At 67.1% G+C, this 24,297-nt stretch carries 19 protein-coding genes; 3 read left to right on the top strand and 16 right to left on the bottom strand.

The annotated features are described in order from the left end of the window. Nucleotides 1-17 precede the first annotated feature (17 nt). The 3 genes from ACIA8C_RS37085 to ACIA8C_RS37075 form a co-directional block, all read right to left on the bottom strand. Nucleotides 18-1,649 carry an ABC transporter substrate-binding protein gene (locus ACIA8C_RS37085; RefSeq protein ID WP_397143053.1) on the bottom strand — a complete coding sequence of 544 codons (1,632 nt, stop codon included), beginning with the start codon at nucleotides 1,647-1,649 and terminating at the stop codon, nucleotides 18-20. Nucleotides 1,650-1,834: 185 nt separating this feature from the next. Then, entirely contained in the window at nucleotides 1,835-3,466 is a 1,632-nt protein-coding gene (locus ACIA8C_RS37080; RefSeq protein ID WP_397143051.1) for an ABC transporter substrate-binding protein, read from the bottom strand. A 162-nt stretch (nucleotides 3,467-3,628) separates the two neighbouring features. Then, on the bottom strand, nucleotides 3,629-5,410 hold the full coding sequence (locus tag ACIA8C_RS37075) for a gamma-glutamyltransferase family protein (protein WP_397143049.1): 1,782 nt from the start codon (nucleotides 5,408-5,410) through the stop codon (nucleotides 3,629-3,631). Nucleotides 5,411-5,481: 71 nt separating this feature from the next. Between ACIA8C_RS37075 and ACIA8C_RS37070 the strand changes: the two genes are divergently transcribed. Further along, complete coding sequence (locus ACIA8C_RS37070) at nucleotides 5,482-6,381, top strand: LysR family transcriptional regulator (protein ID WP_397143047.1); 900 nt, start codon at nucleotides 5,482-5,484, stop codon at nucleotides 6,379-6,381. Nucleotides 6,382-6,486: 105 nt separating this feature from the next. Here the strand turns inward: ACIA8C_RS37070 and ppc are convergent, their stop codons facing one another. Both ppc and ACIA8C_RS37060 read right to left on the bottom strand, forming a co-directional pair. After that, entirely contained in the window at nucleotides 6,487-9,258 is a 2,772-nt protein-coding gene (gene ppc / locus ACIA8C_RS37065) for a phosphoenolpyruvate carboxylase (protein WP_397143045.1), read from the bottom strand. A gap of 193 nt (nucleotides 9,259-9,451) precedes the next feature. Then, the gene (locus ACIA8C_RS37060) at nucleotides 9,452-9,871 is read right to left on the bottom strand and encodes a VOC family protein (protein WP_397143043.1); all 420 of its coding nucleotides are present in this window, start codon (nucleotides 9,869-9,871) and stop codon (nucleotides 9,452-9,454) included. A 211-nt stretch (nucleotides 9,872-10,082) separates the two neighbouring features. Between ACIA8C_RS37060 and ACIA8C_RS37055 the strand changes: the two genes are divergently transcribed. Beyond that, nucleotides 10,083-10,487 (top strand): hypothetical protein, encoded by a 405-nt coding sequence (locus ACIA8C_RS37055; protein WP_397143041.1) that lies wholly within the window; start codon nucleotides 10,083-10,085, stop codon nucleotides 10,485-10,487. A gap of 17 nt (nucleotides 10,488-10,504) precedes the next feature. Here ACIA8C_RS37055 and ACIA8C_RS37050 read toward each other — a convergent pair whose 3' ends face one another. The 8 genes from ACIA8C_RS37050 to ACIA8C_RS37015 form a co-directional block, all read right to left on the bottom strand. Beyond that, nucleotides 10,505-11,062: a sugar O-acetyltransferase gene (locus ACIA8C_RS37050; protein ID WP_397143039.1), complete on the bottom strand. Its 558-nt coding sequence runs from the start codon at nucleotides 11,060-11,062 to the stop codon at nucleotides 10,505-10,507. A gap of 74 nt (nucleotides 11,063-11,136) precedes the next feature. Next, nucleotides 11,137-11,679 carry a GTP-binding protein gene (locus tag ACIA8C_RS37045; protein WP_396990193.1) on the bottom strand — a complete coding sequence of 181 codons (543 nt, stop codon included), beginning with the start codon at nucleotides 11,677-11,679 and terminating at the stop codon, nucleotides 11,137-11,139. 46 nt (nucleotides 11,680-11,725) lie between these two features. Further along, complete coding sequence (locus ACIA8C_RS37040; protein WP_364737692.1) at nucleotides 11,726-12,115, bottom strand: DUF742 domain-containing protein; 390 nt, start codon at nucleotides 12,113-12,115, stop codon at nucleotides 11,726-11,728. Between the two features lie 53 nt (nucleotides 12,116-12,168). Continuing rightward, a complete protein-coding gene (locus tag ACIA8C_RS37035; protein ID WP_150407654.1) occupies nucleotides 12,169-12,552 on the bottom strand; it encodes a roadblock/LC7 domain-containing protein in 384 nt (127 codons plus the stop codon). A 41-nt stretch (nucleotides 12,553-12,593) separates the two neighbouring features. Beyond that, on the bottom strand, nucleotides 12,594-15,290 hold the full coding sequence (locus ACIA8C_RS37030) for a nitrate- and nitrite sensing domain-containing protein (RefSeq protein ID WP_397143036.1): 2,697 nt from the start codon (nucleotides 15,288-15,290) through the stop codon (nucleotides 12,594-12,596). Nucleotides 15,291-15,784: 494 nt separating this feature from the next. Beyond that, nucleotides 15,785-16,807 carry a hypothetical protein gene (locus ACIA8C_RS37025; protein WP_397143034.1) on the bottom strand — a complete coding sequence of 341 codons (1,023 nt, stop codon included), beginning with the start codon at nucleotides 16,805-16,807 and terminating at the stop codon, nucleotides 15,785-15,787. Nucleotides 16,808-16,860: 53 nt separating this feature from the next. After that, nucleotides 16,861-17,370, bottom strand: coding sequence for a hypothetical protein (locus ACIA8C_RS37020; protein WP_397143032.1), 510 nt, complete (start codon nucleotides 17,368-17,370; stop codon nucleotides 16,861-16,863). Between the two features lie 25 nt (nucleotides 17,371-17,395). Beyond that, a complete protein-coding gene (locus tag ACIA8C_RS37015; protein WP_397143030.1) occupies nucleotides 17,396-18,163 on the bottom strand; it encodes an alpha/beta hydrolase in 768 nt (255 codons plus the stop codon). 194 nt (nucleotides 18,164-18,357) lie between these two features. Between ACIA8C_RS37015 and ACIA8C_RS37010 the strand changes: the two genes are divergently transcribed. Further along, complete coding sequence (locus ACIA8C_RS37010; protein ID WP_397143028.1) at nucleotides 18,358-18,750, top strand: hypothetical protein; 393 nt, start codon at nucleotides 18,358-18,360, stop codon at nucleotides 18,748-18,750. 75 nt (nucleotides 18,751-18,825) lie between these two features. Here the strand turns inward: ACIA8C_RS37010 and pheT are convergent, their stop codons facing one another. The 3 genes from pheT to ACIA8C_RS36995 all read right to left on the bottom strand — a co-directional run bounded on the left by pheT (nucleotide 18,826) and on the right by ACIA8C_RS36995 (nucleotide 24,176). Next, nucleotides 18,826-21,330 (bottom strand): phenylalanine--tRNA ligase subunit beta, encoded by a 2,505-nt coding sequence (gene pheT / locus ACIA8C_RS37005; RefSeq protein WP_397143026.1) that lies wholly within the window; start codon nucleotides 21,328-21,330, stop codon nucleotides 18,826-18,828. Between the two features lie 33 nt (nucleotides 21,331-21,363). Then, on the bottom strand, nucleotides 21,364-22,425 hold the full coding sequence (pheS, locus tag ACIA8C_RS37000) for a phenylalanine--tRNA ligase subunit alpha (protein WP_397143232.1): 1,062 nt from the start codon (nucleotides 22,423-22,425) through the stop codon (nucleotides 21,364-21,366). A 323-nt stretch (nucleotides 22,426-22,748) separates the two neighbouring features. Beyond that, nucleotides 22,749-24,176 (bottom strand): MFS transporter, encoded by a 1,428-nt coding sequence (locus ACIA8C_RS36995; protein WP_397143024.1) that lies wholly within the window; start codon nucleotides 24,174-24,176, stop codon nucleotides 22,749-22,751. Nucleotides 24,177-24,297 lie beyond the last annotated feature (121 nt).

Below are 24,297 nucleotides of genomic sequence, written 5' to 3'. Positions count from 1 at the left end.
TACTGCAACATGGATTTTCAGCCCTTCCGATCCGCGACAAACGCGGCCTTGCCGAGCCGGACAGCGCCGTCGGCGTACACCTCGATGCCCGTCACCCATGTCGAGTGCACGGTCAAGTTACGCAGCCGGTAGGTGTAGATGAACGGGTTTTCCCGCGCGATGAACCGCACCGCCTGCTCATAAAGCGCACCGCGTTGCGCGGCGCTCGTACTGTGTGCGGCCCAGCCGAGGATGTCGTCCAGTTCCCGCGAGCTGTATCCGCTGTAGTTACCGCTCGAGCCCGTGGTCATGAACCGAGCGGTGTTGCCATCCGGGTCGATTCGGCCCGACCAGCCGAGCAGCAACGCCTCGTAGGTTCCCCGCTTCTGCGCGTCCAGCATCGCCGAGTATTCGGTCGGCACGATCCGCAGATCGAACCCGCCCTGCGCGACACTGTCCCGCAGCGCTTCGGCGTACTGGAGATAGTCCTGGGTATTGGTGACCTGCATGGTGACCGGATACGGCAGTTGCACGCCCGCTTCCTCGAGCAGTTCCTTGGATCGCTGTGGATCGAAGAGCGGGCAGGCGGTGCTGGCTTGCGTCGCGTACGAGGTACGTGGCGCGATCGGCGTGCAGGCCGTGTCGTACCAGTTGTTGAACACCTTCTTGACCAGCGACTCCCGATCGGTGGCCAGCGAGAACGCGAGCCGGACCCTGGCGTCCTTGGCAATGGCGGTGTTGATCGGCTTGACCGGTTTACCCGCGCCGTCGACGTTGCCGATATTGAGATACAGGCCCTGGAAACCGAAGGATCCCGATTGCAGGACACGCAGCTGCGGCAACTTGACCAGGCTGTCGATGTCGATCGGGGACATCGTGTCGCCGACCTGAATGTCGCCGGAGCGCAGATTCGCCGAGCGGACCTTCGCATCGGGCATGATCCGATAGGTGATCGAATCGAAGTGCACGTTCTTCGCGTCGTAGTACAGCGGGTCGCGGGCCACCTGGATCGAGGTGTTCGGGACCCGCTTGACGAACTTGAACGGCCCGACGCACACCGGATGATCGCCGAAGTTCTTGTCCGACTCCTTCAGCGCGGCAGGCGACATGATCATCCCGGCGCGGTCCGCGAGCGCCGCGGTGAGCGGCGCGAACGGCTCCTTGTACTTGATCGTCACGTGCGTCGAGTCGACGGCCTCGATCTCGTCGATCGGGCCCATCTCGCCGGTGCGCTGGGAACCCTCCATCTTCCAGTGCCGCTGCAGGCTGGTCTGGACCGCGTCGGCGTTGAACTGGGTGCCGTCGGCGAACTGGATCCCGCTGCGTACGGGAATGGTGACGGTGAGCCCGTCCGACGAGATGTCCGGCAGCGCGGTGGCCAACTGCGGCACCAGGTTTCCAGAGGCATCGTTGTCGTAGAGCTTCTCGCAGATCGTGCTCATCACGTAGCGCATATAGAGCGAGCTGGAAGTGGTCGGATCGAGCTTGTCGGGTTCGTTCGACAAGCCCATCACCAGGTCACCGCCCTCACGCACCGGCTGCGTACCGATGGGCGTGCCGTAATCGTCGACGTGCGTTGCGGTCTCGGTGGCGTGTTGCGTCGGTGCGCAGGCAGCGAGGACGGCGGCGACGACACCGAGGACCGCCATCCGAGTGGAGCGAACGAGCATGCGCTACAACATACTTGAACACGCTGCATTTTTCGCCACCACCGTTTCTTTTTGTACATTGTTCTCTTAACCGCCACTGCAGGAAATGAAGGCAGGCGAAAAAAGATACGGAAAATAGCGGTCCGGCGACTCCGGACCGCTATTTTCCGTTCAGTGTTCAGCTATTGCGCTGCGATGCGCGCCGTTCAGTTCTTCGGATCGGTGAACGCCGCCTTACCGAGGCGGACGACACCGTCGGCGTAGGCCTCGACGCCGGTCACCTTCTTGGTGTGCACGGTGAGCACCCGGATTCGGTAGGTGTAGACGTACGGATTGTCGGCCTGGATCAGCGCCGTGGTCTTGCCATACAGCTCGGCGCGCTCTTTGGGGTCCTTCGCACGGGCCGCCTTTCCGAACAGGTCGTCCAGGGCGGGGTTGCTGTATCCGGCGTAATTTCCGGCCGATCCGGTGGTGAGGAACTTGGAGATATTCGCGTCCGGGTCGAGCCGTCCCGACCAACCGAGGTAGAGCACCTCATAGGTGCCGCGCTTCTGCACGTCCAGCAGGGTCGCGTACTCGGTGGGCACGATCTTCAGGTCGAATCCGCCCGCCGCGAGGCTGGCCTGCCAGGCCTGTGCGTAGCGGAGCTGATCCGGGGAATTCGTCACCTGCAATGTCACCGGGTACGGCTGCTGTACGCCGGCCTCGGTCAGCAATTGTTTCGACCGTTCCGGGTCATAAGCCGGGCAAGCGATGCCGGCTTCCGTCGCGAACGTGCTCTTGGGCACGATGCCCGAGCAGGCCGGCTCGAACCAGTTGTTGAAGACCGTGTCGACCAGCGTCTTCCGGTCGGTGGCCAGCGAGAACGCCAGCCGGACCCGCGGATCCTTCGCGATCGGGGTGTCGATCTGCTTGGTCGGTTTGCCTACGCCGTCGACGTTGCCGATATTGATATACGCGCCATTGAAGCCGAGCGAACCGGATTGCAGCACCCGCAGGTCCGGATCCTTGGCCAGCGCGTCCACGTCCTGCGGCGAGATGGTGTCGGCGACCTGGATGTCACCCGATCGCAGATTCGCCGCACGGATGTTGGCGTCGGTGATGATCCGGTAGGTCACCTTGTCGAGGTGAACGTTCTTCGCGTCGTAATACTGCGGGTCGCGGACCACCTCGATCGAGGTCTGCGGCACCCGCTTGACGAATTTGAACGGCCCGACGCACACCGGGTGATCGGAGAAGTTCTTGCCCTCGTCCTTCGCTAGTTCGACCGGGGACATGATCATCCCGGCCCGGTCCGCGAGCGCGGCGGTGATCGGCGCGAACGGCTTTTTGTAGCGAATCACAACGTGCGTCGGATCGGCCGTCTCGATGGCCGCGATCTGACCCATTTCGCTCGTCCGCTGCGAGCCCTTCATGCTGAAGTGCCGCTGCAGGCTGGTCTGCACCGCGGCCGCGTCGAACGGGGCGCCGTCGGCGAACTTGATGCCGTCACGGACTGGAATGGTGACGGTGAGGCCGTCCTCGGAGACGGTGGGCAGCGCGGTTGCCAACTGCGGCACCAGGTTTCCGGACTTGTCGTTGTCGTAGAGCTTCTCGCAGATCGAGTTCATGACGTAACGCGTGTACAGCGAACTGGAGGTGGTCGGGTCGAGCTTGTCGGGTTCGGAGGAAAGGCCCATCACCAGGTCGCCGCCCTCACGTACCGGCTGCGATCCCACGGGTGTGCCGTAATCATCTGTGTGCGTTGCCGTTCCAGCGGGGTGCTGTACCGGTGCGCAGGAGGCGATGGCGACGGCGGTCACGCCGAGCACCAGCATCCGTGTGAAGCGAGCGAGCATGCGCTACAAGATACTTCAACGTTTCGCACTTTTCTCGCCGGGTATTCCTTTTCGTAGATTGTTCTTGTTTACGTCATCGGATGAATCGGTGCGAACTCATAAATGACACGACAAATAGCGGTCCGGCGTATCCGGACCGCTATTCGCTGCTTAAATGTTCAGTTATCGTCCCGCGGCGTAGCCCTGCATGCCCCGCGGATTGGCTCCAGCTGAAAGTACACCGTTCTCCCGGTCACGAGCCACCGCGCACAACCGGCCCTCCGACCACGGCGGGCCCACCGTCACGCGATGACCGCGTCGTTCCAGGTCGGAGATCACCTCGGTGCCGATCCGCGATTCGACGATCACCGCACCGGGGCTCATCGCCCGCGGATAGAACGAGCCGGGGAAACTTTCCTGATGCCAGTTCGGTGCGTCGATGGCACCTTGCAGATCGAGGCCGCCACGTACTTTCTCGCGCATGGCAACGGCGAGGAAGAAATGCAGGCTCCATTGATCCTGTTGATCGCCGCCCGGCGTACCGAACGCCATCACCGCCTCGCCGTCGCGCAGCGCCAGCGAGGGGCTGAGCGTGGTGCGCGGGCGGCGGCCCGGTGCGAGCGAGTTGGGCAGGCCCGGTTCCAGCCAGGCCATCTGTAGTCGAGTGCCGAGCGGGAAGCCGAGTTCGGGCACCACCGGATTGGACTGCAGCCAGCCACCACTCGGTGTCGCCGCGATCATGTTGCCCCAGCGGTCCACGATATCGAGCTGACAGGTGTCGCCGCGGGTGGCGCCGGAGGTGGCCACCGTCGGCTCCCCCGCACCAAGCGGAACGTCAACGGCGTCAATGGAATTGGTCTGCACGTAGCCGCTGAGGCGCGGACGCTGGCCGTCCGGGCTACCCGGACGCAGGTCGAAGGAGGCCTGCGGGCCGATCAGCGCGCTGCGCTGCGCGTTGTACCAGGGGGAAAGCAGCGTCGCGAGCGAGACCTGGGTGCTGTCGCCGTACCAGGCCTCGCGGTCGGCCATCGCGAGCTTCGAGCCCTCGATCAGCGTGTGGTAGTACTCCGGGGTGCCGTACTCCAGCCGTTCCGGCAGCAGCGCGAGCTGTTGCAGCAGGACCGGGCCCTGGCTCCACAGCCCCGGCTTCGCGACGGTCCAGCCGTTCCAGGTGTAGGTGACCGGATTCTCGTACGTCGCACTGAAATTCGCGAGATCGTCACCGGTCAGCGTGCCGATGTGGCGCTCACCGGAGGTGTCCATGGTCGGGCGCGCGGCGGCGGCGACCAGCGCCTCGGCGATGAAACCCTCGCGCCAGATGCGGCGCGCGGCCTCGATCTGGGCGTCCCGGTCCGAGCTGGCGGCCTCGGCCTCGGCGATCAGCCTGCGCCAGGTCGCGGCCAGTGTCGGATTCCGCAGCAAAGCGCCTGCGGCAGGCGCCTTTCCGTCGCGCAGGTAGAGCTCCGCGGAGCTGGTCCACTCGTTCTCGAACAGCTCTTTGACCGTCTCGACGGTCTCACCGATCCGCTCGACCGTGGGATGGCCGCGCTCGGCATTGCCGATCGCGTAGGACAGCACCTCGGCGAGGCGCTTGGTGCCGTGATCGCGCAACAGCACCATCCACGCATCGAACGCGCCGGGCACCGCGGCGGCCAGCGGGCCGGTGCCGGGCACCAGGTCCAGGCCGAGCGCGTTGTAGCGCGCGATGGTGGCCCCGGCCGGCGCCGGACCCTGGCCGCACAGCACACGGGGGGGCAGCCCCGCGGGCGCCAGGATGATCGGCACTTCGCCGGCCGGGCCGTTCAGGTGTGGCTCGACCACGTGCAACACGAACCCCGCGGCGACCGCCGCGTCGAACGCGTTACCGTCGTCCTCGAGCACCGCCATCGCGGCGGCCGAGGCGAGCCAGTGAGTTGACGACACCATCCCGAAGGTGCCCTGCAAGGTAGGCCGCGTGGTGAACACCTGCTGAGTATCTCTCGATAACGGTACGTACGTCCAAGACATCTATGGCACTAAACCGATAGCCTATGGTTATGGAACGCAGGCAGCTGGAGTACTTCGTCGCCATCGTCGAGCACGGTGGGTTCACCCACGCCGCTCGGGCCCTGCGGGTAGCCCAGCCGTCGCTGTCGCGCGCGATCGGCAAGCTGGAGCGCGAGCTCGGGGTGGCGCTGTTCCACCGGGTCGGCCGCAATGCCGTGCTCAGCAATGCCGGGGAATTCATGGCCGACCGGGCCCGTCAGGTGCTGCGCGACCTCGATGCGCTGCGGGCCGCGGCGCAGGCCGTCGGTGAGGGTGTGGTCGGCCGGGTGGATGTGGCGGCCACCTCGTCCTCGACGCTGGAGCCGGTGATCAGCACCATCGCCGAACTGCGCGAGCATCACCCCGGACTGACGGTCGGCACCTGGTCGGCGCTGTCGGCGGCGGAGGTGGTCGCCATGGTGTTGCGTGGACGCTGCGAGGCGGGGGTCTGTGGCAGCGCGGAGCGACCCGCAGGCCGCGGTTTGGTGGCGCACCACCTGCGCGACGAACAGTTCCTGCTGGTCGCGCCGCCGGGCACGAAGATCGGCGTCGATGGCACAGTCACGCCAGAAGACCTGCGCGGCATGAGCTTTGTCATCACCCAGCCCGCCACCGCCGTCCGGGCCCGCTTCGACCGGCTCGCCGCCACCGTCGGCGATCTGCACATCGCGGCCGAGGTCGGCGATCGCAGCGTGGTGCTGCCGATGGTGCTGCGCGGCATCGGTTCCGGCCTGATGCCCGACGGCTGGCACGACCTGGCCGTGCGCGCCGGGGCCGAGGTCTATCGATTCGATCCGCCGGAGAAGCTACCGCAGTGGCTGGTGCACCGCGGCGGTCCGCTGACCGCCGCCGCCCAAGCCTTCGTCGACACCACCCTCGCCCAAGCCGCCCGCTCCCGCTCGGCCGCCTGAGCCGCACCACTTCTGACAAACGCACGCGTGTCAGCGCGGCGAGTCGGAGTGCGCGACGTCAGAAGGCGTGCGGCGCCTCCTTCTGCGGTCCAGCTCATTATGCGGCTAGCCCGAGTTGCGTAGCGCGGTGGCGAGGCCGTTCATCGTGAGGAGGATGCCGCGCTTCACCAGCTCTGAGTCGTCGCCCGCGCGGAGCCTGCGCAGCAGTTCTACCTGCATCTGGTTCAGGGGCTCCAGGTACGGGAAGCGGTTGTGGATGGACTCGGCGAGTGAGGGGTTGTCGGCGAGCAGGTGATCGTTGCCGGTGATCGCGGCGTGCATCCGGATGGTCCTGGCGTGCTCGTCGCGGATCATCCCGAAGATCTGCTCCCGCAACGCCACGTCCTCGACCAGCTCGGCGTAGCGGGCGGCGATATCGAGGTCGCTCTTGGCCATCACCTGCGCCAGGTTCGACAGCACGGTGCGCAGGAACGGCCAGCGCCGGTACAGATCGGTCAGTGTCGCAAGGCGTTCGGGATCGCCGCCGATCCACTCCTCCAGCGCGGTGCCGGTGCCGTACCAGCCGGGCAGCATCACCCTGGCCTGGCTCCAGGACATCACCCACGGGATGGCGCGCAGGTCCGACACCGAGTTCGTCGGCTTGCGCGAGGCGGGCCTGCTGCCGATGTTCAGGTCGCCGACCTCGGCCACCGGGGTTGACTGGCGGAAATACTCGACGAATCCCGGTGTTTCGTGCACCAGCCGGGCATACGCCGCGCGGGCCCGCTCGGCCAGTTCGTCCATCAGCTCGTAGGACGGCTCCGCGTCCGCCCCGAGACCCTCCACGTCGAGCAGCGTGGATTCCAGCGTGCCCGCGATGAGCGACTCCAGATTGCGATGGGCCGCACCGGGTTCCGCGTACTTGGCGGCGATCACCTCGCCCTGCTCGGTCAGCCGCAGCGACCCGCGCACCGCACCGGCGGGCTGGGCGAGGATGGCATCGTAGCTGCGACCGCCGCCGCGACCGACGGTGCCACCGCGACCATGGAAGAGCCGCAACCGAATTCCGGCCTTGCGGGCCACCTCGACGAGATCGAGTTCGGCGCGGTAGAGCGCCCAGTTCGCGGCCAGGTACCCGCCGTCCTTGTTGGAATCGGAGTATCCGAGCATCACCTCCTGCCGCATGCCGCGCGCCGCGACCAGGTCGCGATACACCGGAACGTCCAGTGCGGCAGCCAGGGTGGCCGCACCCGCGCCGAGGTCCTCGATCGTCTCGAACAGCGGGACGATGCCCACCGAGCAGTGCGGCGGCCCGTCCGGCTCGCCCGGGTCGAGCAGGCCGCCCTCCTTCAGCAGCAGCGCGGCCTCCAGCATGTCGCTGACCGAGGTGCACATGCTGATGATGTAGTTGGGCACCGCCTCGGTGCCGAAGGTGTCCACCACATCGCGTGCGGCACAGACGATGTCGACCTCTTTGCGGGCCAGCTCGCTCAGCCGGGCATGCGGGCCGAGCAACGGGCGTCGCGTGCGCAGTTCCCCGGCGAGCAGGTCGACGCGCTGCTGTTCGGGCAGGCTCGCGTAGTCCGAATGCACACCGGCCCAGGCCAGTAGCTCGGCGACGACCTGTTCGTGCACCTCCGAGTTCTGCCGCATGTCCAGGCCCTGCAGGTGGAAGCCGAAGGTCTCGATCGCGTGGCGCAGCGCGGCGAGGCGGTCGTCGGCGAGCAGGTCGTCGCCGCTGCCGCGCAGCGAGGAGTCCACCGCGTCGAGATCGTCGAGCACCGCCTGCGGGGTCGGGTACGGTTCGGCGCCGACCTCGAGACCGTTCGGCGGGACCACACCAAGCGCGCGGTGCGCGGTCGCCGTCAGCCGGCCCCGGATGGTGTGCAGCGCACGGCGATACGGTTCGTCGGCATGGGTCGCGGGATCGGGGTATCCGGCCGCGGCGAGGGCGACGACCTCGGGCGTCACGGCGACCAGGCGCGCCGACAGCGCGAGCACCTTTTCCAGCTCCACCAGCTCACGCAGGTACCGTGAGAAGGCGACCGTCGCCGCCTGATGTCCGGCCTGGCGCACGACATCCGCTGTCACGTACGGGTTTCCGTCGCGGTCGCCGCCGATCCACGAGCCGGGCCGCAGGATCGGCCGCGGCAGCAGTTCCGCGCCCGGCCAACGGGAGCGCAGCGCGGCCCGCACCTCGGCGTTGATCGCCGGGATCACGTCGAACAGGGTGATGTCGTAGTAGCGCAGTCCCACCGAGATCTCGTCCTGGATCCGCAAGCGCTGCAACCGGATCAGCGCGGTGCGCCACAGGCTCAGCACCTGGCGGCGGATCTGCTGCTCGAAGTCGACGCGCTCGCGCTCGGTGTCGGTGAATCGCTGGCGCAGCCGCATCAGCTCGGTGATCCGGGTCTGGGCGTCGAAGACCGTGCGGCGACGGGTCTCGGTCGGGTGCGCGGTGATCACCGGCGACACCAGCGCGTCGGCCAGTAGATCCGCGACCTCGGCGCCGTCCAGCGCCGCCGCGTCGAGCTTGCGATAGGTGGCGGCCAGCGACGAATCTTGCGGCGGCTCACCGGCCGCCTCGTGCGCATGACGACGGCGATCACGCTGGATGTCCTCGGCCAGGTTGGCCAGCAGCACGAAATAGCTGAACGCGCGGATCAGCGGCAGCGCCACCCCGATCTCCACCCCGTCCAGCATCTCGGCGACCGCGCTGCGCTCGACCTCCGCACGCCGCACCCGGAAGGCCTCGATGCGCACCCGCTCGATGAGGTCGAATACCTCCGGGCCCTCGTGGTCACGAATGGCGTCCCCGAGTACGCCGCCGAGAAATCGGATGTCGTCGCGCAGTGGCCGGATGGCGTCGTGTTGCGTCTCGCTCGTCGATTCACCCATGATCAGACAGTATTGCCGTCCGGCCCGCGTTGGTATGCGACGCCGCCCACACCGTGTCGCCGCGGGCGCATCATGGTCGCCCAGTACCCGGCCTACGCGACCTATCAGGCGCTCACCTCGCGAAAGTTGCCGATCGCGGTGTTGACCCGCGTGAGCTGACCCCTGGGAATCCCAGGGCGTCAACGGGTTCAGGTCAGCCGAGCACCTCGGAGAACCGCAGGTGGTTACCCCACGGGTCGCGGAAGGCGCAGTCGCGCATGCCATACGGCTGCGAGATCGGCTCCTGGCTCACCTCGGCACCCGCGTCACGCAGCCGGGCGAAGGTGTCGTCGGCCGATTCGGTGGTGAAGATCAGCGTGCCTGCCGCGCCGTTGCGCAGCCGCGCCTGTGCCGCCTCGCGCGCCTCGGCGGAGGGGTTCATCTCCGGGACCTCGAGGATGAATTCGATGCCGGCCTGACCGGCCGGACCCACGGTCAGCCAGCGGCCGCCCGGGAACGGCATGTCCTGGCGGACCTCGAGGCCGAGTACGTCGCGATAGAACTCGACCGCCCTGTCCTGGTCGCCGACCAGCACGGCGACGTGGCTGAGGGCGAGATCTTTGCCGTTGCTCATGTTTGTACTCCTTCAGTAAGGCGGGACACCACTACTGACGGCGGAGCCGAACCGAATTCATCGGCTGACACGGTGTCCGTTGCGATAGCTCAGAATTATCGTCGCCGCCGAACCGGAACACGCCGCCTCGGACCCATCCGAGCACGACGCAGGACCGAATAAGGAGCTGTACTGACCCCGGCCTATCGAGGAGTAGCTCATGAGGACTCGGATGTTCGCAAGTGTCATGGCTGTTGCCGCGCTCGTCGCTGGAGGATCCGGCGTGGCCAGCGCCGACGACCCCTTCAATGGCGCCGGCCGCGTGGTGTCGGCGGAGATCTCCGGCAAGACCGTCAAGGTGGGGGTCGATTACTCGTGTGAAAAGGACTCGGGCGTCAAGGGTGTCGAGGTCGAGATCGCCAGCAAGCGCGACAAGAATCTGATCGGCAAGGCCTCGGGCCTCACGTGTGACAGCAAGCCTCACCATGTCGACGTGCCCGTCGCCCAACCCAAACAGAAGCCACTCGCGAAATCCGAAGAGGTCTACATCTGGCTGTACCCACTCGACGCCGAAGGCGAGCAGCTCGGAGTCTTCAACGACGACCCGCTGTACGGCGACCAGGCGACGCTGACATAGCAACTACGCGCCAGCGGTTACAAGTCGCGGATCACCCGTGCCGGATTACCGGCTGCGAACACCCTCGGCGGCAGATCTCTGGTAACCACACTGCCCGCGCCGACCACGGTGTCGTCCCCGACGGTGACCCCCGGGCACACGATCACCCCGCCCCCGAACCACACGTTGTTCCCGATCCGGATCGGCGCGGCGGTCTCCCAGCGCTCCCTGCGCAGCTCGTGGTCCGCCATCGGATGCAGCGCCGTCAGCAACTGGCATCGCGGCCCGATGGACACATCGTTGCCGATGCTGATCGGCGCGCAATCCAGCAGGATCGCATCGAAATTCAGGAAAGTGTTCGTCCCGATCTCGATCAGATACCCGTAGTCGCACTGGAACCGCGGCCTGATCCACGACCCCTCGCCGAACTTCCCGAGCAACTCACGCAGCACAGCATCACGCCGCTCACGGTCTCCGGCGGCGCTCCCGTTGAATTCGTCGCACAGCCGCTGCGCCCGCTCCCGCTCGATCTCCAACTCGGGATCATTGTCCCGGTACAACTCCACGCGGAGCATTCGCTCCTTCATCTCACCCACGCCCGCCACCCTAAACGCCGAACGGGACCTGACCCCGGCGGTCGCCGTGGTCACGTCCCGTTCGATGGAGCTCGTCAGGCAGGCAGACCCTGCACCGATAGTCGGTGGAACAGGACCTGCTCGAGCAGGGCGACGAGGACGTCCTTGACCGATTCACGGTCGCGCGCATCGCATTCCAGCACCGGGATCCAGTCGTCGAGCTCCAGCGCCTCGCGGACCTCGGCGAGGTCGAAATGCACGCCGTTGTCGAAGCGGTTGACCACCACCACGAATGGCGTCTGCTTCTCCTCGAAGTAGTCCAGCACGGGGTAGCAGTCGCCGACCCGGCTGGTGTCCACCATGATCACCGCGCCGAGCGCGCCGTCGACCAAGTCGTCCCACAGGAAGACGAACCGGTCCTGGCCCGGCGTGCCGAACAGGTACAGAATCAGCGAGCGGTCCAACGTGATTCGGCCGAAGTCGAGCGCGACCGTGGTCTGCGTCTTCTCCGCGCGCCGACCCGGATCGTCGATACCGATCGCCACCTCGGTCATCGCGGCCTCGGTGACCAACGGCTCGATCTCGGAGATCGCGCCGATGAATGTTGTTTTACCGACGCCGAATCCGCCGCTGATCACGATCTTCACCGAGGACGGCATCGTCGGTGGTGGCGCGGCGTTCATGTCAGAGTGCCCGTACAAGGTCCCTGATCCTCTCGATGGCAGCGGTAGACAGTTGATCGGCCTCACGCACCGTCGCGTACCCTCCGGCGACGAGGTCGCTGACGACGACCTTCGCGACACCGACCGGAACGCGCAGCGCGGTACCGATTTCGGCGATGGAATGGGGCTGCTGGCACAGCTGCACCACGGTGCGCTGTTCGAATTGCAGCGGTGCGGAAAGCGCCGAGGGCGGCGCCTGCACCAGGGTTTCGATGCGCAAACCGTCCATCAACGGCGTAGTGCGCCCCGCGGTGACGACAAAGGGACGCACAAACTGTTCATCACTGTCGACAAGCTCTTCGGCCGGCGGTTGTTGCTGGCCTGGGCGGTCCGGATCGAACCACCCGAACATCTGATTCATCGGGATCATCCGCGGGTCCGGCAGCCTCGGCCGGTCAGGATCTCTCATCTTCGCAACGTCTCTCGCAACTCGGATATCAACGTCGGGTCAAGGAGCGACCCGGCGCGTTCGGCCAGCACGGCCATTTCGTAGCCGACAAGGCCGACATCGCAACTGCCGTCGGCGATTACGCCGAGGCAGCTGCCGTCACCCATGGCCGAGACGAGCAAGAAGCCACGCTTCATCTCGATCATGATCAGTTTGAGTCCGTCGAAGGAGTAACTGCGTGACGCACTCTTGGCGAGGCTGGCCAGCCCCGACACCATGGCCGAGAGCCGGTCCGCTGAGGTGCGGTCCAGGCCGTCCGACATCGCGATGAGCAACCCGTCCGAGGAGACCGCGACGGTGTCGCGGACACCGTCGGTTTCCCGGACGAAGTTGGCGAGCATCCAGTTGAACGTGTGCGGGTCGGCGCTCGGCAAGTGAGTGGTCACCGGTTCTCCTCTGCGATGGTCTGAGCCTGGTCGTCGGCGCGGGCGTCGTGGTCGCGGGCTCCGACGTAGGGACGGGTGGTCGACGGCGGCGGCGGGGCGCCGCGATCGTGTCCGGCCCGGAACGACGAAAGCATGCTACGGGTTTCCTCCGGCGAACGTTCCGGAATCGGTGCCCGATCCGGCCGCTCCGCCGTGCCATTGGTCTCCCGCCGCGGTTCGGTGCTGGGCGCCGTGCCCGCGGAGCGAGACTTCTTGTTGCGCTTGACAAGTCCGTTACGCGTGGTGCGCGGTGCTGGTGCCCCGGGCGCCGATCCATTGACACCGTAATGGCTTTCGGTGACTCCGTGCGGGCCTTCCGGCGAATCGGGCAGCCGCCATGTTCCGGTGTCGGTCAGCAATCGATCGGCGGGGTCCGGCGGTGGGGATACCGGCGGCGGCGTGGAAACCGTTGGCGGGGACACGAACTGGGAGTACGCGGAGGGCGCGGGGCCGCTCGGTGCGGCATGCTGCGGACCGGTGTACTGGTCGTTGCGCGGTACCGCCCGCTGCGCCGCGGTCCACGGACCCTCGGCCCGGCGCTCCACACCGTTCTGTTCGTTCGACGAGATCGCGGGCGCCGCATGGGCGGGACCGCGCGGGCTCGGCGGGATCGGCTCGGGCGCGTTGCCGCGGATCACGGCCGGAGAAGTCATGGCGCCGTTGGTATTCGGGCCCGACTCCAGTTCGGGCACGCTGTTGGACTCCGAATCCGCGCCCCACGACCGCTCCAGCCCGGTGCCGGAGATCTTGGCCTGCACCGCGGCCGGCCGACGATCTTGTTCCTGGACAAGGATTTCCAACGGCAGTGACATCCGCGCGACGATGCCGCTGACCGGCGAGACGTTGAGCTCGACGTCGATGCCGAGCCGCTCGGCCAGCCGGCCGACCACGTAGTGGCCGAGGTAGCGGGTCGGCGCGACGATGAAGTCCTGTTCGCCGCGCAGCCTGGCGTTCGACTGGGCCAGCTGGTCCATCGGCATGCCGACACCGTGGTCGACGACGGCGAGCAGATACCCGTGCGGCACCCGGCGGCCGTAGATCTCCACCTCCAGATCCGGTGGGGAGAAGGCGAGTCCGTTCTCGATGAGCTCGGCGAGCATGTGCGCGAGCTCGCTGACCACCGCGCCGGTGATCATCACGTCATCCACCCGGCGCAGCACGACCCGGCGGTAGTCGTCGACCTCGGACAGACCCGCGCGGATGACGTCGCTGAGCGCGATCGGCTGGGCCCAGCGCCGCGGGCTCGCCTCACCGACGAGCACAAGCAGGCTCTCGGCGTTGCGCCGCATGCGGGTGGCCAGGTGGTCGAGCTCGAACAGGTTTGACAGACCCTTGGGATCGAGTTCCTCGCGTTCGAACTCGCTGATCAGGCCGAGCTGGCGGCGGACAAGGTTCTGATTGCGCCTGGCCAGGTTGGCCATCGACTCCGTGGTGTTGCGGCGCACCAGCGCCTGCTGCGAGGCGAGCTCGAAGGCGGTGGTCTGCACGCGGTCCAGCGCGCCTGCCACGGCGGCGATTTCGGTACTCGCACCGGCGGGTGCGAGCACCGGCATCGGCGCCTCGGGCCGACTGTCGTCCGTTCTCGACCAGGCCTCGATGACCTGAGGCAGCCGGCGCGTCGCCACGTCGTCGGCCTCGCCGGCCAGCGCGGCGAGCGGGCGCACGATGGCGCGCACCGAGGTGATCACCAGCACGATCATCGCCGCGATGGCGATTCCCGAGGCGACGAGGAAGAAGATCAACTTGGTCAACGCGGCGGCACGCAGGCTGTCCGCGCGGGCCTGCACGTCGTCGCCGACGGCCTGCTGCACGGTGCGCTGTTCGTCGAGGACGCTGGACATCTGGGTCCACCAGGTCATCGGGTCGACCTCACGGACCAGCGGTCCGTCGCTCGACGCGATCGCGATGGTCTCCGATTGGTCTGCCTTGGTGGCGTTCTCGCTCAACATCGCGGCGTCCAGCTTTGCTTGCTGGGCCTTGGTCGCGTAGCGGGAGAACGCGGTGAAGCCCGCGAGCTTGGTGGAGCGGATCTCCATGAACTGCACGTACTCGCCGCCGTTGAAGCGGCCCGCGGTGAAGACGCCGTTGAGGAAGCCTCGCTCCTTGTCGACCTCCTCCTTGGCCCCACCCAGCGCGTACAACGCCTGCAGGCCGCGCTGGATCTGCGGGTCGCGCGCCTGGTCGAGGCCGAGCGCGAGGCGGTTCAGCGCGGTGACGCCGTCGGTGTAGAACTGGAAGACGACCTGCCTGCTGACGCGGCGCGTGTCGATCTGCGTGCGGGTGTTGGCCAGCAGATTCAGCTGGCTGAGCGCCGCGCGCACCTGATCGGCGCCGGGGGCGTCCCCGGCCGCGGCGCTGGTGAGGGTGCCGAGTGCGCTGTCGACCTTGCCTCGCTGGTCGAGCAGCGGCTGCTGCAGGCGGTTGTCGCCGCCGAGCAGGCCGTTGCTCAAACCGAGTTCACGCTGGATCTGGTTGGTGAGGTCCTGCACGCTCAGCGCCAGCGACACGGCCTTCACCGTGTCGTTGGACTCTCGGTAGTCCGAGAGTTCGCGATAGACAGTGACTCCCAGCAACGCGAGCACCAAAATCAGTGCGAGCGCCAGAATTCGGGTCAGCTGACCGCCGATGGTTCTCGGCCGGATGACGGCCGTCATTCGACCGCTTGGCTTCCCAGCGGGAACCGCAATTGTGAGATCCGGTGTGTCCCCGGGCTTTGGTTGCCGTAGACGTGAACGCACCAACCTGCTACTCCTCCGAAAAGCCGGCCGTGACAGCTCCACGACGAGCGCACGGAAAGTCTCCGAGCAAAATCCCATATGCCCGGTCCGGCGTCAACTCGAGAACCCCAGATAGGGAACTTTGTTCATACTTTTCAACCCGTACTGCCAACCCGTTGCTACCAACTGTCCCGTTTGAGACAGAAAGGTGGTTCAAGGTTGAAGCAGAACTTAATGCCCACCGAAGTGAGGTAGGGCAGGTGGACGATCAGTCGGCATCCGGGCGCCGGCCCGAAATGCCCTCGGATAGTAGCCGAGTCGCGGCCTTGCGCGCACCTCGAGCGGCGGCCGCTCCCCCGCCGCCGCGGCACCGTGCGCGCTGGTGAGCCGCGGGTCGATCGGCAACCCACCAGCAATCGACAAGGAGCCGGTTACTCGCCGCCGAGAATCGCGAGTACCTTTTCGGAGGTGTAGAACGGCTCCAGCCGTTCCCGAATCAACTTGGCGAGCACGCCGTTTCGCTTGGCGCCCTCGATGACCGCGGGGCCGTAGCGCAGGATTTCGGCGGCAATGTCGTCGGCGGTCAAGCCGAGTTCCGGCAGCATGGCCGCCAGCGTGTAATCGCCGTACTTCGTGAAGAACACCTCGACACATTCGCCGACGAGCAGTCCGAAGTATTCCTTCTCCCTGGTGGTGACCGCGATTTCGTAGCAGATCAAGACCAGTTCGTTCAGATCCTTCTGCGACAGATAATCGCGCAGGCCGCTGACCGGTTCGTCGGCGTGCAGATCCCAGAATTCCATGGCGGCGTCGTGCACCGGTGCGTCACGCAACATTTCGCGGATCGCGTTGTTGGTCCGTTTGAGTGCGAAAACCGCGCCCTTGCCCGCCATGTCGCCGATGAAGGTGCTCTCGGTCGCCTTCTTCGCGGTCTTGGCCGCGGACTGCCCCATGGAGATCAACGAGGAGACGCCGGGGATCTTGCCGGCGATTTGCTTGTTCGCCTCCATGAAGTCGGAGATCAACTTGTCGACGAACTTCGAAGCGACGGTGGCGACCAGCGGGCTCTCGGTGAGCCGGTCCAGAATGCGTTCCTGGGCCTGATGCATGCCGAAGATCTTCTCCAGCAACGCTTCCACCGGTTCGCGGTCGACCACCTGGCCGAGGGTGTAGTCGTTGTTGGCGGCGATATTGTCGTAGATGGAATCGGCGAAAACCCCGACCATGTCCGCGATCACCGGGCTGCCGCCGATCAGATCGATGATGGTCGCGACGGTCTGCTTGGCCTGATCGACCTCGACGATGTCGCGGAAGATCAGGGTGTCCGCGACACCGAGCACCGACTCGACATCGCGAGCGACAACTTCGGCGAAGCGATCGCCGGTGACCTCGGCGAGCACGAATTCCACCTGTGCATCGAGTAGCCGTTCAGCAATCTCGCGCGGCTCCGTCATCGTGTTCCACCCATCACTGTCGTAGTACGGTGCGCCTGGCCAGGTTACGGCCCTTATGTTTCGGTATCGTTGCCGCGCAACGACTTCCGTATCTGGTCCAGGCGTTCACGCGCCGCCTGCTCGCGCGCGTCCCATTGCTCGTCGGCGCTGCGGCCCGCCGGGGTCTGCTGATCGAGTTCGCTCATCCCCTGCGCGGAGCCGAAGCGCTGCTCGACCTTATCGCGAACTGACCCCCAAGTAGGGACACCGGAGGGCGAATACCCGCCTGTCTCAGTCGGTGCCGGGATACCGGTCGGCGGTACCGGTACCGCGGGTACCGCAGAGGTGCCTCCGACCTGGCCGGATACATCGTGCAGCGGCGGCGCGTCATGCACCGACGTAGGCATCGTGGTAGGAGTCACATCGCCCACTGTTGTCTTATCACCGGCATCGAGGAGGCTGAGCAGCGCGGCGTGCACGACGGCGAAGCCGGGGCGTTCCGCGGTGGCCACCAGCAGTACACCGACCAATTCGCCGTCGGACAGCGCCGCCAAACGGGCCGCGATCTCGCTGTTTTCAGTCATATCACCAGGCTACGCAGGCGGCTACTCACGCTCGGACGATCGCACCGGCCCAGTCACGCACCAGCTGGAACCAGGCCGTGCCGCCGACGATGATCAGATCGTTGTGGCCCGCGCCGGGAAAAACCTTCAGGCGTTTCGGTTCGCGGGCGGCGGCGTAAAGGCGTTCCGCGTGCCGCAGCGGCAGGAGTTCGTCCTGGTCGCCGTGCATGATCAGCACGGGGGCGCGCAGGGAGCGGATCCGCTTTTCACTCGGATACGCGTCGGGGACCAAGGGGCCAGGCAGGAACGGGTACACGGATCGGGCGGCATCGCGCAGGCCGGAGAAGGTCGACATCAGCATCAGTCCCGCGGGCGGATGCGCGAGGGCGAGTTCGACCATCACCCCGCCGCCAAGCGACTTCCCCAGGTAGAGAACATGATTCGGATCGACACCGGGTTGTTCGAGCAGCACCCGCCGCGCCGCCCGCGCGTCGAGGTAGGTGCCGTGCTCGGTGGGCCGCCCGGTGCTCTGCCCGTATCCGCGATAGTCGAACGCGAGCACGTCGAACCCGGCCTCGACGAGCAAAGCGAACAGCGCGATCCGATCGCCGATATTCCCCGCGTTGCCGTGCGCGAACAGGATGTGCCCGATCGACTTCGGCGCGGGCAGCCACCAGCCGTGCAGCGTTTCCCCGTCGGCGGTGCTGATCGACAGGTCGGTATACGTCATGCCGAGCATGGCGGGTGTCTGCAGGATCTGCCGATCCGGCAGATAGGTCAACGCGTTCAGTATCGGACTGGCCGGGTGTCGCATGATGTCGTTCTTACCCCTCCCCGACCGGTTTTGGTCACTCGACCCGCATGACTTTCGAGTGCTGGCCCGAGCCTGTCCTACCGATCTGCACGACCGTCCCGCTCCGCGACTCGCCGGAAATCGAGCCGCTTCGGGCGCCGCCGGAACGGGTATACAAGGCGGGGATTGTCAACCAACGAAAGGGAACATCTTCTATGCGGACAACGATTCTCGCGACCGTGACGCTCGTAGCGGCGCTCGCCGGCTTCACCGCCGCGGCTGTGCCCGCAAGCGCCGTCAGCGATGCGGACACGTGCGCGTCCGTCAGCGCGACGGCCAACGAACTGACCGCCGGGATCAACGCGTCCAAGGCGAGCGGCGCCGGATCCGCGGCAGAGGTGAAGGCGGCATTCGGCACCGCGGCCGGAAAGTTGGACACCGCAGCGGCCAACGCCGACGAGGGCGCGGTGAAGACCGCGATCTCGGGCGCCGTGCCCTACATGAACAAGGCGGCAACCGCGTCGGACAATCAACTCGGCGCCGTGCTCCAGGACCAAGAGCTGCAGAACGCCATGTCGGCCCTCGACCAGGCGTGCCGCGCCAGCTAGCGAACCCGCTCTGTCTCAGGCCCGGAAGCTTCCACTTCCGGGCCTGATCGCATACAGGTGATTCGTACGCGGCGGCTAGCCGCGCAGGACCGCACCGACGGCGTCGGCGGCGGCTGTTACCGCGGCGTCGCGGGCGGCGCTGGCTTCGTCCTCGGTGAGGGTGCGGTCGGTGGCGCGGAAGCGGAGGGCATAGGTGAGGGACTTGCGGCCCGCACCTGCTTGGGTGCCCTCGTAGACGTCGAACAGGGCGATGTCCTCGAGGAGTTCGCCGCCGCCGGTGCGCATGGCCGATTCCACGGCGGCCGCGGGGGTCGCCTTCTCGACGCTGACCGAGACGTCCTGCAGCACCGCCGGGAACGGGGAAATCGTTGGGGCGGGCCGGGATTCGAGCAGCGGCAGGGCGTCGAGGTCGAGTTCGACGGCGCAGGTGCGCGGCGGCAAGCCGGACCGTTCCAGTACCGCAGGATGCAGTTCGCCCGCGTAGCCGACAACGTTGCCGTCCACCACCAGCTCGGCGCAGCGACCCGGATGCCACGGCAGGTAGGCGGCGGGGCGGCGCTCCAGGGTGACGCCCGCCGCGTCGGCGACCGCGTCGGCGATGGCGAACGCGTCGGCGGCCTCGGCCTGACGGCCCTGACCCCACGGCCCGCGCGGTTCGCGACGGCCGGTGAGGACGGCCGCGACGTGCACGGGCTGGGCGGGCAGCGAGTCGAGCAGGTCGGCGATCTGGTCGTCGGTGGGACGGCGGTCGACCGGCAGCGCCTCGACCGGGTGCACGTTGTCACCGGGCAGCACCACCTGGGCGATGCCGAAGATGGTGAGGTCGCGGGCGCCGCGAGAGATGTTGCGGGTGGCCACTTCCAGCAGGCCGGGCAGCAGCGTGGTGGCCAGCTCGGCGCGCTCGACATCGAGTGGGTTCAGCACCCGGGTGGACGCCCGGCGCGGGTCGTCGGCGTCCAGACCCCAGGTGTCGAAAACACCGGCGGGCATGAACAACGGCGCGGGCACCTCGACGGTACCGGCGAAGGCCAGCGCCCGCCCGACCGCGCGGCGACGGCGCTGGGTGGCGGTGAGACCACGCCCGGCGGGCGCGGCGGGCAGCACAGACGGGATCTGCTCGAGGCCCTCCAGCCGCAGCACCTCTTCGACCAGGTCGGCGGGTTGCACCAGGTCGGGTCGCCAGCTCGGCGGCGTGACCTCGAGCTGACCGTGCCCGGTGGTCTCGTCGACGGCGACCTCGACGGTGCAGCCGATCTGGGCCAGGCGGCGCGCGGAGGTGCCGGTCGGGTAGACGACACCGGCGACGCGGTCGGCCCGGTCGATGTCCATCCGGATCGGCGGCGCGGACGGCACCGGGACGCGCACGTCGGTGAGCGCGGATTCAATAGTGCCACCGGCGATTTCGGCGAGCAGGGTGGCGGCGCGGTCGAGTGCGGCCACGTTGATCTCCGGGTCGACCACCCGCTCGTAGCGCTTGCCCGCCTCGGAGACCAGCTTGTGCCTGCGCGAGGTGCGGTAGGTCAGCAGCGGATTCCAGGTGGCGGCTTCCAGCAGGATGTCGGTCGTTTCGGCGCCGACCTCGGTGGACGCGCCGCCCATCACACCGGCCAGCGAGACCACGCCGGAATCGTCGGCGATCACCACGTCTTCGGCGTCCAGCGTGCGCTCGACCTCGTCGAGGGTGCGCAGCGTCTCACCCTTGTTGGCGGTGCGCACCACCAGGCCGCCGTTCAACTTGGCCGCGTCCCAGGCGTGCAGCGGCTGGCCGAGTTCGAGCATGACGTAGTTGGTTACGTCGACGGCAGGCGAGATCGGGCGCACGCCGGACAGCAGCAGCCTGCGCTGTAACCACCAGGGGCTCACCGCGTTCGGGTCGATACCGGTGACCCGGCGCGCCGCGAAGCGGGTGCACTTGGAGTCGGGTTCGAGAGTGATCGACCAGGCGTCCTGCTCATCGTCCGGCAGGATGCGCACGGCGGGATCGGCGTAGTCGAGGTCGAAGCCGCAGGCGAGTTCGCGGGCCAGTCCGCGCACCGAGAAGCAGTAGCCGCGGTCGGGGGTGATGTTGAGCTCGATGACCGTATCGTCGAGGCCCAGTAGCTCGTTCGCGTCCGCGCCCGGCTCGGCGGTGCCCGGCTCGAGCACCAGAATGCCCGCATGATCCTTGCCGATACCGAGTTCGGCGACCGAGCAGATCATCCCGTTGGAGACATGCCCGTAGGTCTTGCGCGAGGAGATCGCGAACCCGCCGGGCAGCACACCACCGGGCAGCACGACGACAACCAGGTCGCCGACGGCGAAGTTGGTTGCGCCACAGACGATTTCCTGAAGTTCAGGGTTGCCGACATCGACCTTGCAGAAGCGGATCGGCTTCTTGAACTCGGTCAGCTCGGTGATCTCGGCGACGCGGCCGACGACCAGCGGCTTATCGATGTCACCGGCGATCCGCTCGAGCTTGTCGACTTCTTCGACCTCCAAGCCGACACGGACGAACCCCGCGTCGAGCTCTTCCGGCGTCACCGACCAGTCGGGGTTGGTGCGCTGGATGATGTCGGTCAGCCAGGACTGCGCTACTCGCACTTGACGTTTCGCTCTCTCGATCGAAGGGTGAGGTCAGGACCGGATGCCGAAGGGCAGCGTGAAACGCACATCACCCTCGACGATGTCGCGCATGTCCGGGATGCCGTTGCGGAACTGCAGCGTCCGCTCGAGGCCCATGCCGAACGCGAAGCCGCTGTACACCTCGGGATCGATCCCGCTGGCGATCAACACCTTCGGGTTCACCATGCCGCAGCCGCCCCACTCGACCCAGCCCGCGCCGCCCCGCTTGTCCGGGAACCAGACGTCGACCTCGGCGGAGGGTTCGGTGAACGGAAAGTAGTTGGGGCGCATCCTGGTTCGGGTGTCCAGGCCGAACAGCGCCCGCGCGAACGCGTCCAGGGTGCCGCGCAGGTGTGCCATGGTCAGGCCCTTGTCCACGGCCAGCCCCTCCACCTGGGAGAAGATCGGGGTGTGCGTGGCATCGAGCTCGTCGGTGCGGAAGGTGCGGCCGGGGCACACCACGTAGATCGGCAGCTCGCGGGCCAGCAGCGAGCGCACCTGCACCGGGGAGGTGTGGGTGCGCAGCACCTGGCGGGAGCCCTCCGGCGCGATGTGGAAGGTGTCCTGCATGGTGCGCGCCGGGTGGTCGGGCAGGAAGTTGAGCGCGTCGAAGTTGAAGTGCTCGGTCTCCACCTCGGGACCCTCGGCGACCTCCCAGCCCATCCCGACGAACACATCGGCGACCTGCTCGGAGATGACGGTGATCGGATGCCTGGCGCCGAACGGCTGCCTGCGCGCGGGCAGCGTCACGTCGATCGCCTCGGCCACCAGCACCGCCGCGTCCCGCTCGGCGAGCAGCGCCGCGCGCCGCGTCTCGAACGCCTCGGACACCCGGGCCCGCGCGACATTGACGCGTTTACCGGCGTCTGCCTTCTCCGTCTTCGGGATGCTGCCAAGCGCACGCTGCGCCAGCGCCAGCGGCGCCTTGCCACCGAGGTGCTCGGTTTTCGCGACCGCGAGCGCATCCAGGTCGGCCGCAGCGGCAAACGCCTTCTCGGCGGCCGTCGCGGCCGCGGCCAGTGCCTCCTCGGTCAGCGTCGCGTTTTGCTCGACTGCGTCGTTGTCGTCGGCCACGATGGTTCGACTCTCCCCTGGGGATCGGTTCGCGGGCACGGCTGGTTCCCTACCCACATTGCTGCTGGTGGAATCCTATTGGATGCGCCATATCCGATTCATTCGGATTCCCCGGTCCGCAGTGGGACACCGATTGCGCTGCGGGTCAGCGGTGACATCGCGGCGACGGCCAGGCCAGTCATGGGTTGATCCCCGAGCGCGGGAGAACACCCACGAACCACCTTCTACCACCTCTGCGGCTGAGCGTGCCCGCTGCACTCACGGCATGATGCCAGCCGCCTCCGCAGAGTCGGCTGGCATCGATGCGCACTCCCCCGGACGAGTCAGACTTGGGTGATCTTGGCGGGCAGCAGCAGCGAGATGACCGCACCGACCGCGACGATGGCGGCGCCGACCCAGATCGCGGGCACCAGGCCGTCGACGTAGGCCTGCGGGCTGAGATATGAACCGTGCGAGGCGAATACGGACGCGAGCACGGCGATGCCCATGGCTATGCCCACTTCACGCAGGGTGTTGTTGGTGCCCGAGGCCATGGCCTGGTCTTCGGGCGCGGCGCTGGCCATGATGACCGTTGCACTGGGCGCGAAGGTGAGGCCCATCCCGATGCCGCCCAGCAGGAATGGCCCGACGAAGGCACCGAAGCCGACATCGACCGTGGTGATCGCCGCCATCCAGCCGAGCGCGATGGTCAGCAGGATCTGACCGGCGGCCAGCAGGGTACGGGCGCCGACCCGGTCGACGAGCATGCCCGCGATCGGGGCTACCACCATCGGCGCCATCGTCCACGGCATAGTGCGGACGCCCGCTTCCAGCGGGCCGTAACCCTGCACCACCTGGAAGTACTGGGCGAGCAGGAAGATCGAGCCGAAAACGCCCATGGAGAAGGTGAAGCTCATGACGTTACTCACCCGGTAGGCGCGGGAACGGAACAGGCGCAGCGGCAGCATCGGATCGGGCGTCCTGAGTTCCCACGCGATCAACCCGGTCAGCAGCACAGCGCCGGCGATGAAGCTGCCGAGCACGGTGGCCGAGGTCCAGCCGGCGTCGGCGCCGTGGATGACGCCCCAGACCACCGCGAGCACACCGCTCGCCGACAACGCCAGGCCGAGCAGATCGAGTCGCCTGGTCGCGCCGTAGGACTCGCGCAGCACTCGAGCCGCGAACGGCACGACCACGACGCCGATGGGCACATTCAGCCAGAAGATCCACTGCCAGCTCAGCCCCTCGACTACGGCGCCACCGACGAGCGGACCGACCGCGACGCCGAGTCCGAAGATGCCGCCCCAGATTCCGATGGCGGCGCTACGCATCCGTTCCGGCACCGCCGCCGACAGCAGGGTCAGCGACAGCGGCGCGACCGCGGCCCCACCGAAGCCCTGCACGACTCTCGCGGCGATCAGCATCCACGGCTCAGTCGCCAGCGCGCATGCCGCCGAGGCCACGGTGAACAACGCGATACCCGTCAGGAACACCGTGCGGCGGCCGAGCCGGTCGCCGATCGCGGAGACGGTGAGCAGCAGCGAGGCGAAGGCCAGTGTGTAGGCGTTGATGAACCACTGCAGGTCGGACAGGGACGCGCCCAGTTCGGTGCGGATCACCGGCAACGCGTTGGTCACCACGAGGTTGTCCAGGGTGACCATGAACATCGGGATGCCGACGGCGGCGAGCACCGCGGCGAGCGCGCGACCGCTCATCGATGTGGTGGGCTCGACGGTCGCCGACGAGGCGTCGGGTTGGAGGGTCTCGGTCATATCCAGCCTTAGTTGTAATTGACTGATAACTAACGAATCGAAGAGTATGCATCGACTGATAACATGTCAATACCAACGGGGCGGACGAACGGAGTGCAGCACGATGTCGAGTTCGACCAGG

It is taken from the genome of Nocardia sp. NPDC051321 (assembly GCF_044455225.1).
In the GTDB taxonomy this organism is placed as follows: Bacteria; Actinomycetota; Actinomycetes; order Mycobacteriales; family Mycobacteriaceae; genus Nocardia.
Note: the sequence above shows the minus strand (reverse complement) of the source record. Positions and strands in the feature narration are given on the sequence as shown.

What these genes read in the sequence shown, in the direction of transcription:
- ACIA8C_RS37085 (WP_397143053.1), bottom strand. Translation starts at nt 1,649, where the DNA reads ATGCTCGTTCGCTCCACTCGGATGGCGGTCCTCGGTGTCGTCGCCGCC.
- ACIA8C_RS37080 (WP_397143051.1), bottom strand. Translation starts at nt 3,466, where the DNA reads ATGCTCGCTCGCTTCACACGGATGCTGGTGCTCGGCGTGACCGCCGTC.
- ACIA8C_RS37070 (WP_397143047.1), top strand. Translation starts at nt 5,482, where the DNA reads ATGGAACGCAGGCAGCTGGAGTACTTCGTCGCCATCGTCGAGCACGGT.
- ppc (WP_397143045.1), bottom strand. Translation starts at nt 9,258, where the DNA reads ATGGGTGAATCGACGAGCGAGACGCAACACGACGCCATCCGGCCACTG.
- ACIA8C_RS37060 (WP_397143043.1), bottom strand. Translation starts at nt 9,871, where the DNA reads ATGAGCAACGGCAAAGATCTCGCCCTCAGCCACGTCGCCGTGCTGGTC.
- ACIA8C_RS37055 (WP_397143041.1), top strand. Translation starts at nt 10,083, where the DNA reads ATGTTCGCAAGTGTCATGGCTGTTGCCGCGCTCGTCGCTGGAGGATCC.
- ACIA8C_RS37040 (WP_364737692.1), bottom strand. Translation starts at nt 12,115, where the DNA reads ATGTTCGGGTGGTTCGATCCGGACCGCCCAGGCCAGCAACAACCGCCG.
- ACIA8C_RS37035 (WP_150407654.1), bottom strand. Translation starts at nt 12,552, where the DNA reads ATGCTCGCCAACTTCGTCCGGGAAACCGACGGTGTCCGCGACACCGTC.
- ACIA8C_RS37030 (WP_397143036.1), bottom strand. Translation starts at nt 15,290, where the DNA reads ATGACGGCCGTCATCCGGCCGAGAACCATCGGCGGTCAGCTGACCCGA.
- ACIA8C_RS37025 (WP_397143034.1), bottom strand. Translation starts at nt 16,807, where the DNA reads ATGACGGAGCCGCGCGAGATTGCTGAACGGCTACTCGATGCACAGGTG.
- ACIA8C_RS37020 (WP_397143032.1), bottom strand. Translation starts at nt 17,370, where the DNA reads ATGACTGAAAACAGCGAGATCGCGGCCCGTTTGGCGGCGCTGTCCGAC.
- ACIA8C_RS37015 (WP_397143030.1), bottom strand. Translation starts at nt 18,163, where the DNA reads ATGCGACACCCGGCCAGTCCGATACTGAACGCGTTGACCTATCTGCCG.
- ACIA8C_RS37010 (WP_397143028.1), top strand. Translation starts at nt 18,358, where the DNA reads ATGCGGACAACGATTCTCGCGACCGTGACGCTCGTAGCGGCGCTCGCC.
- ACIA8C_RS36995 (WP_397143024.1), bottom strand. Translation starts at nt 24,176, where the DNA reads ATGACCGAGACCCTCCAACCCGACGCCTCGTCGGCGACCGTCGAGCCC.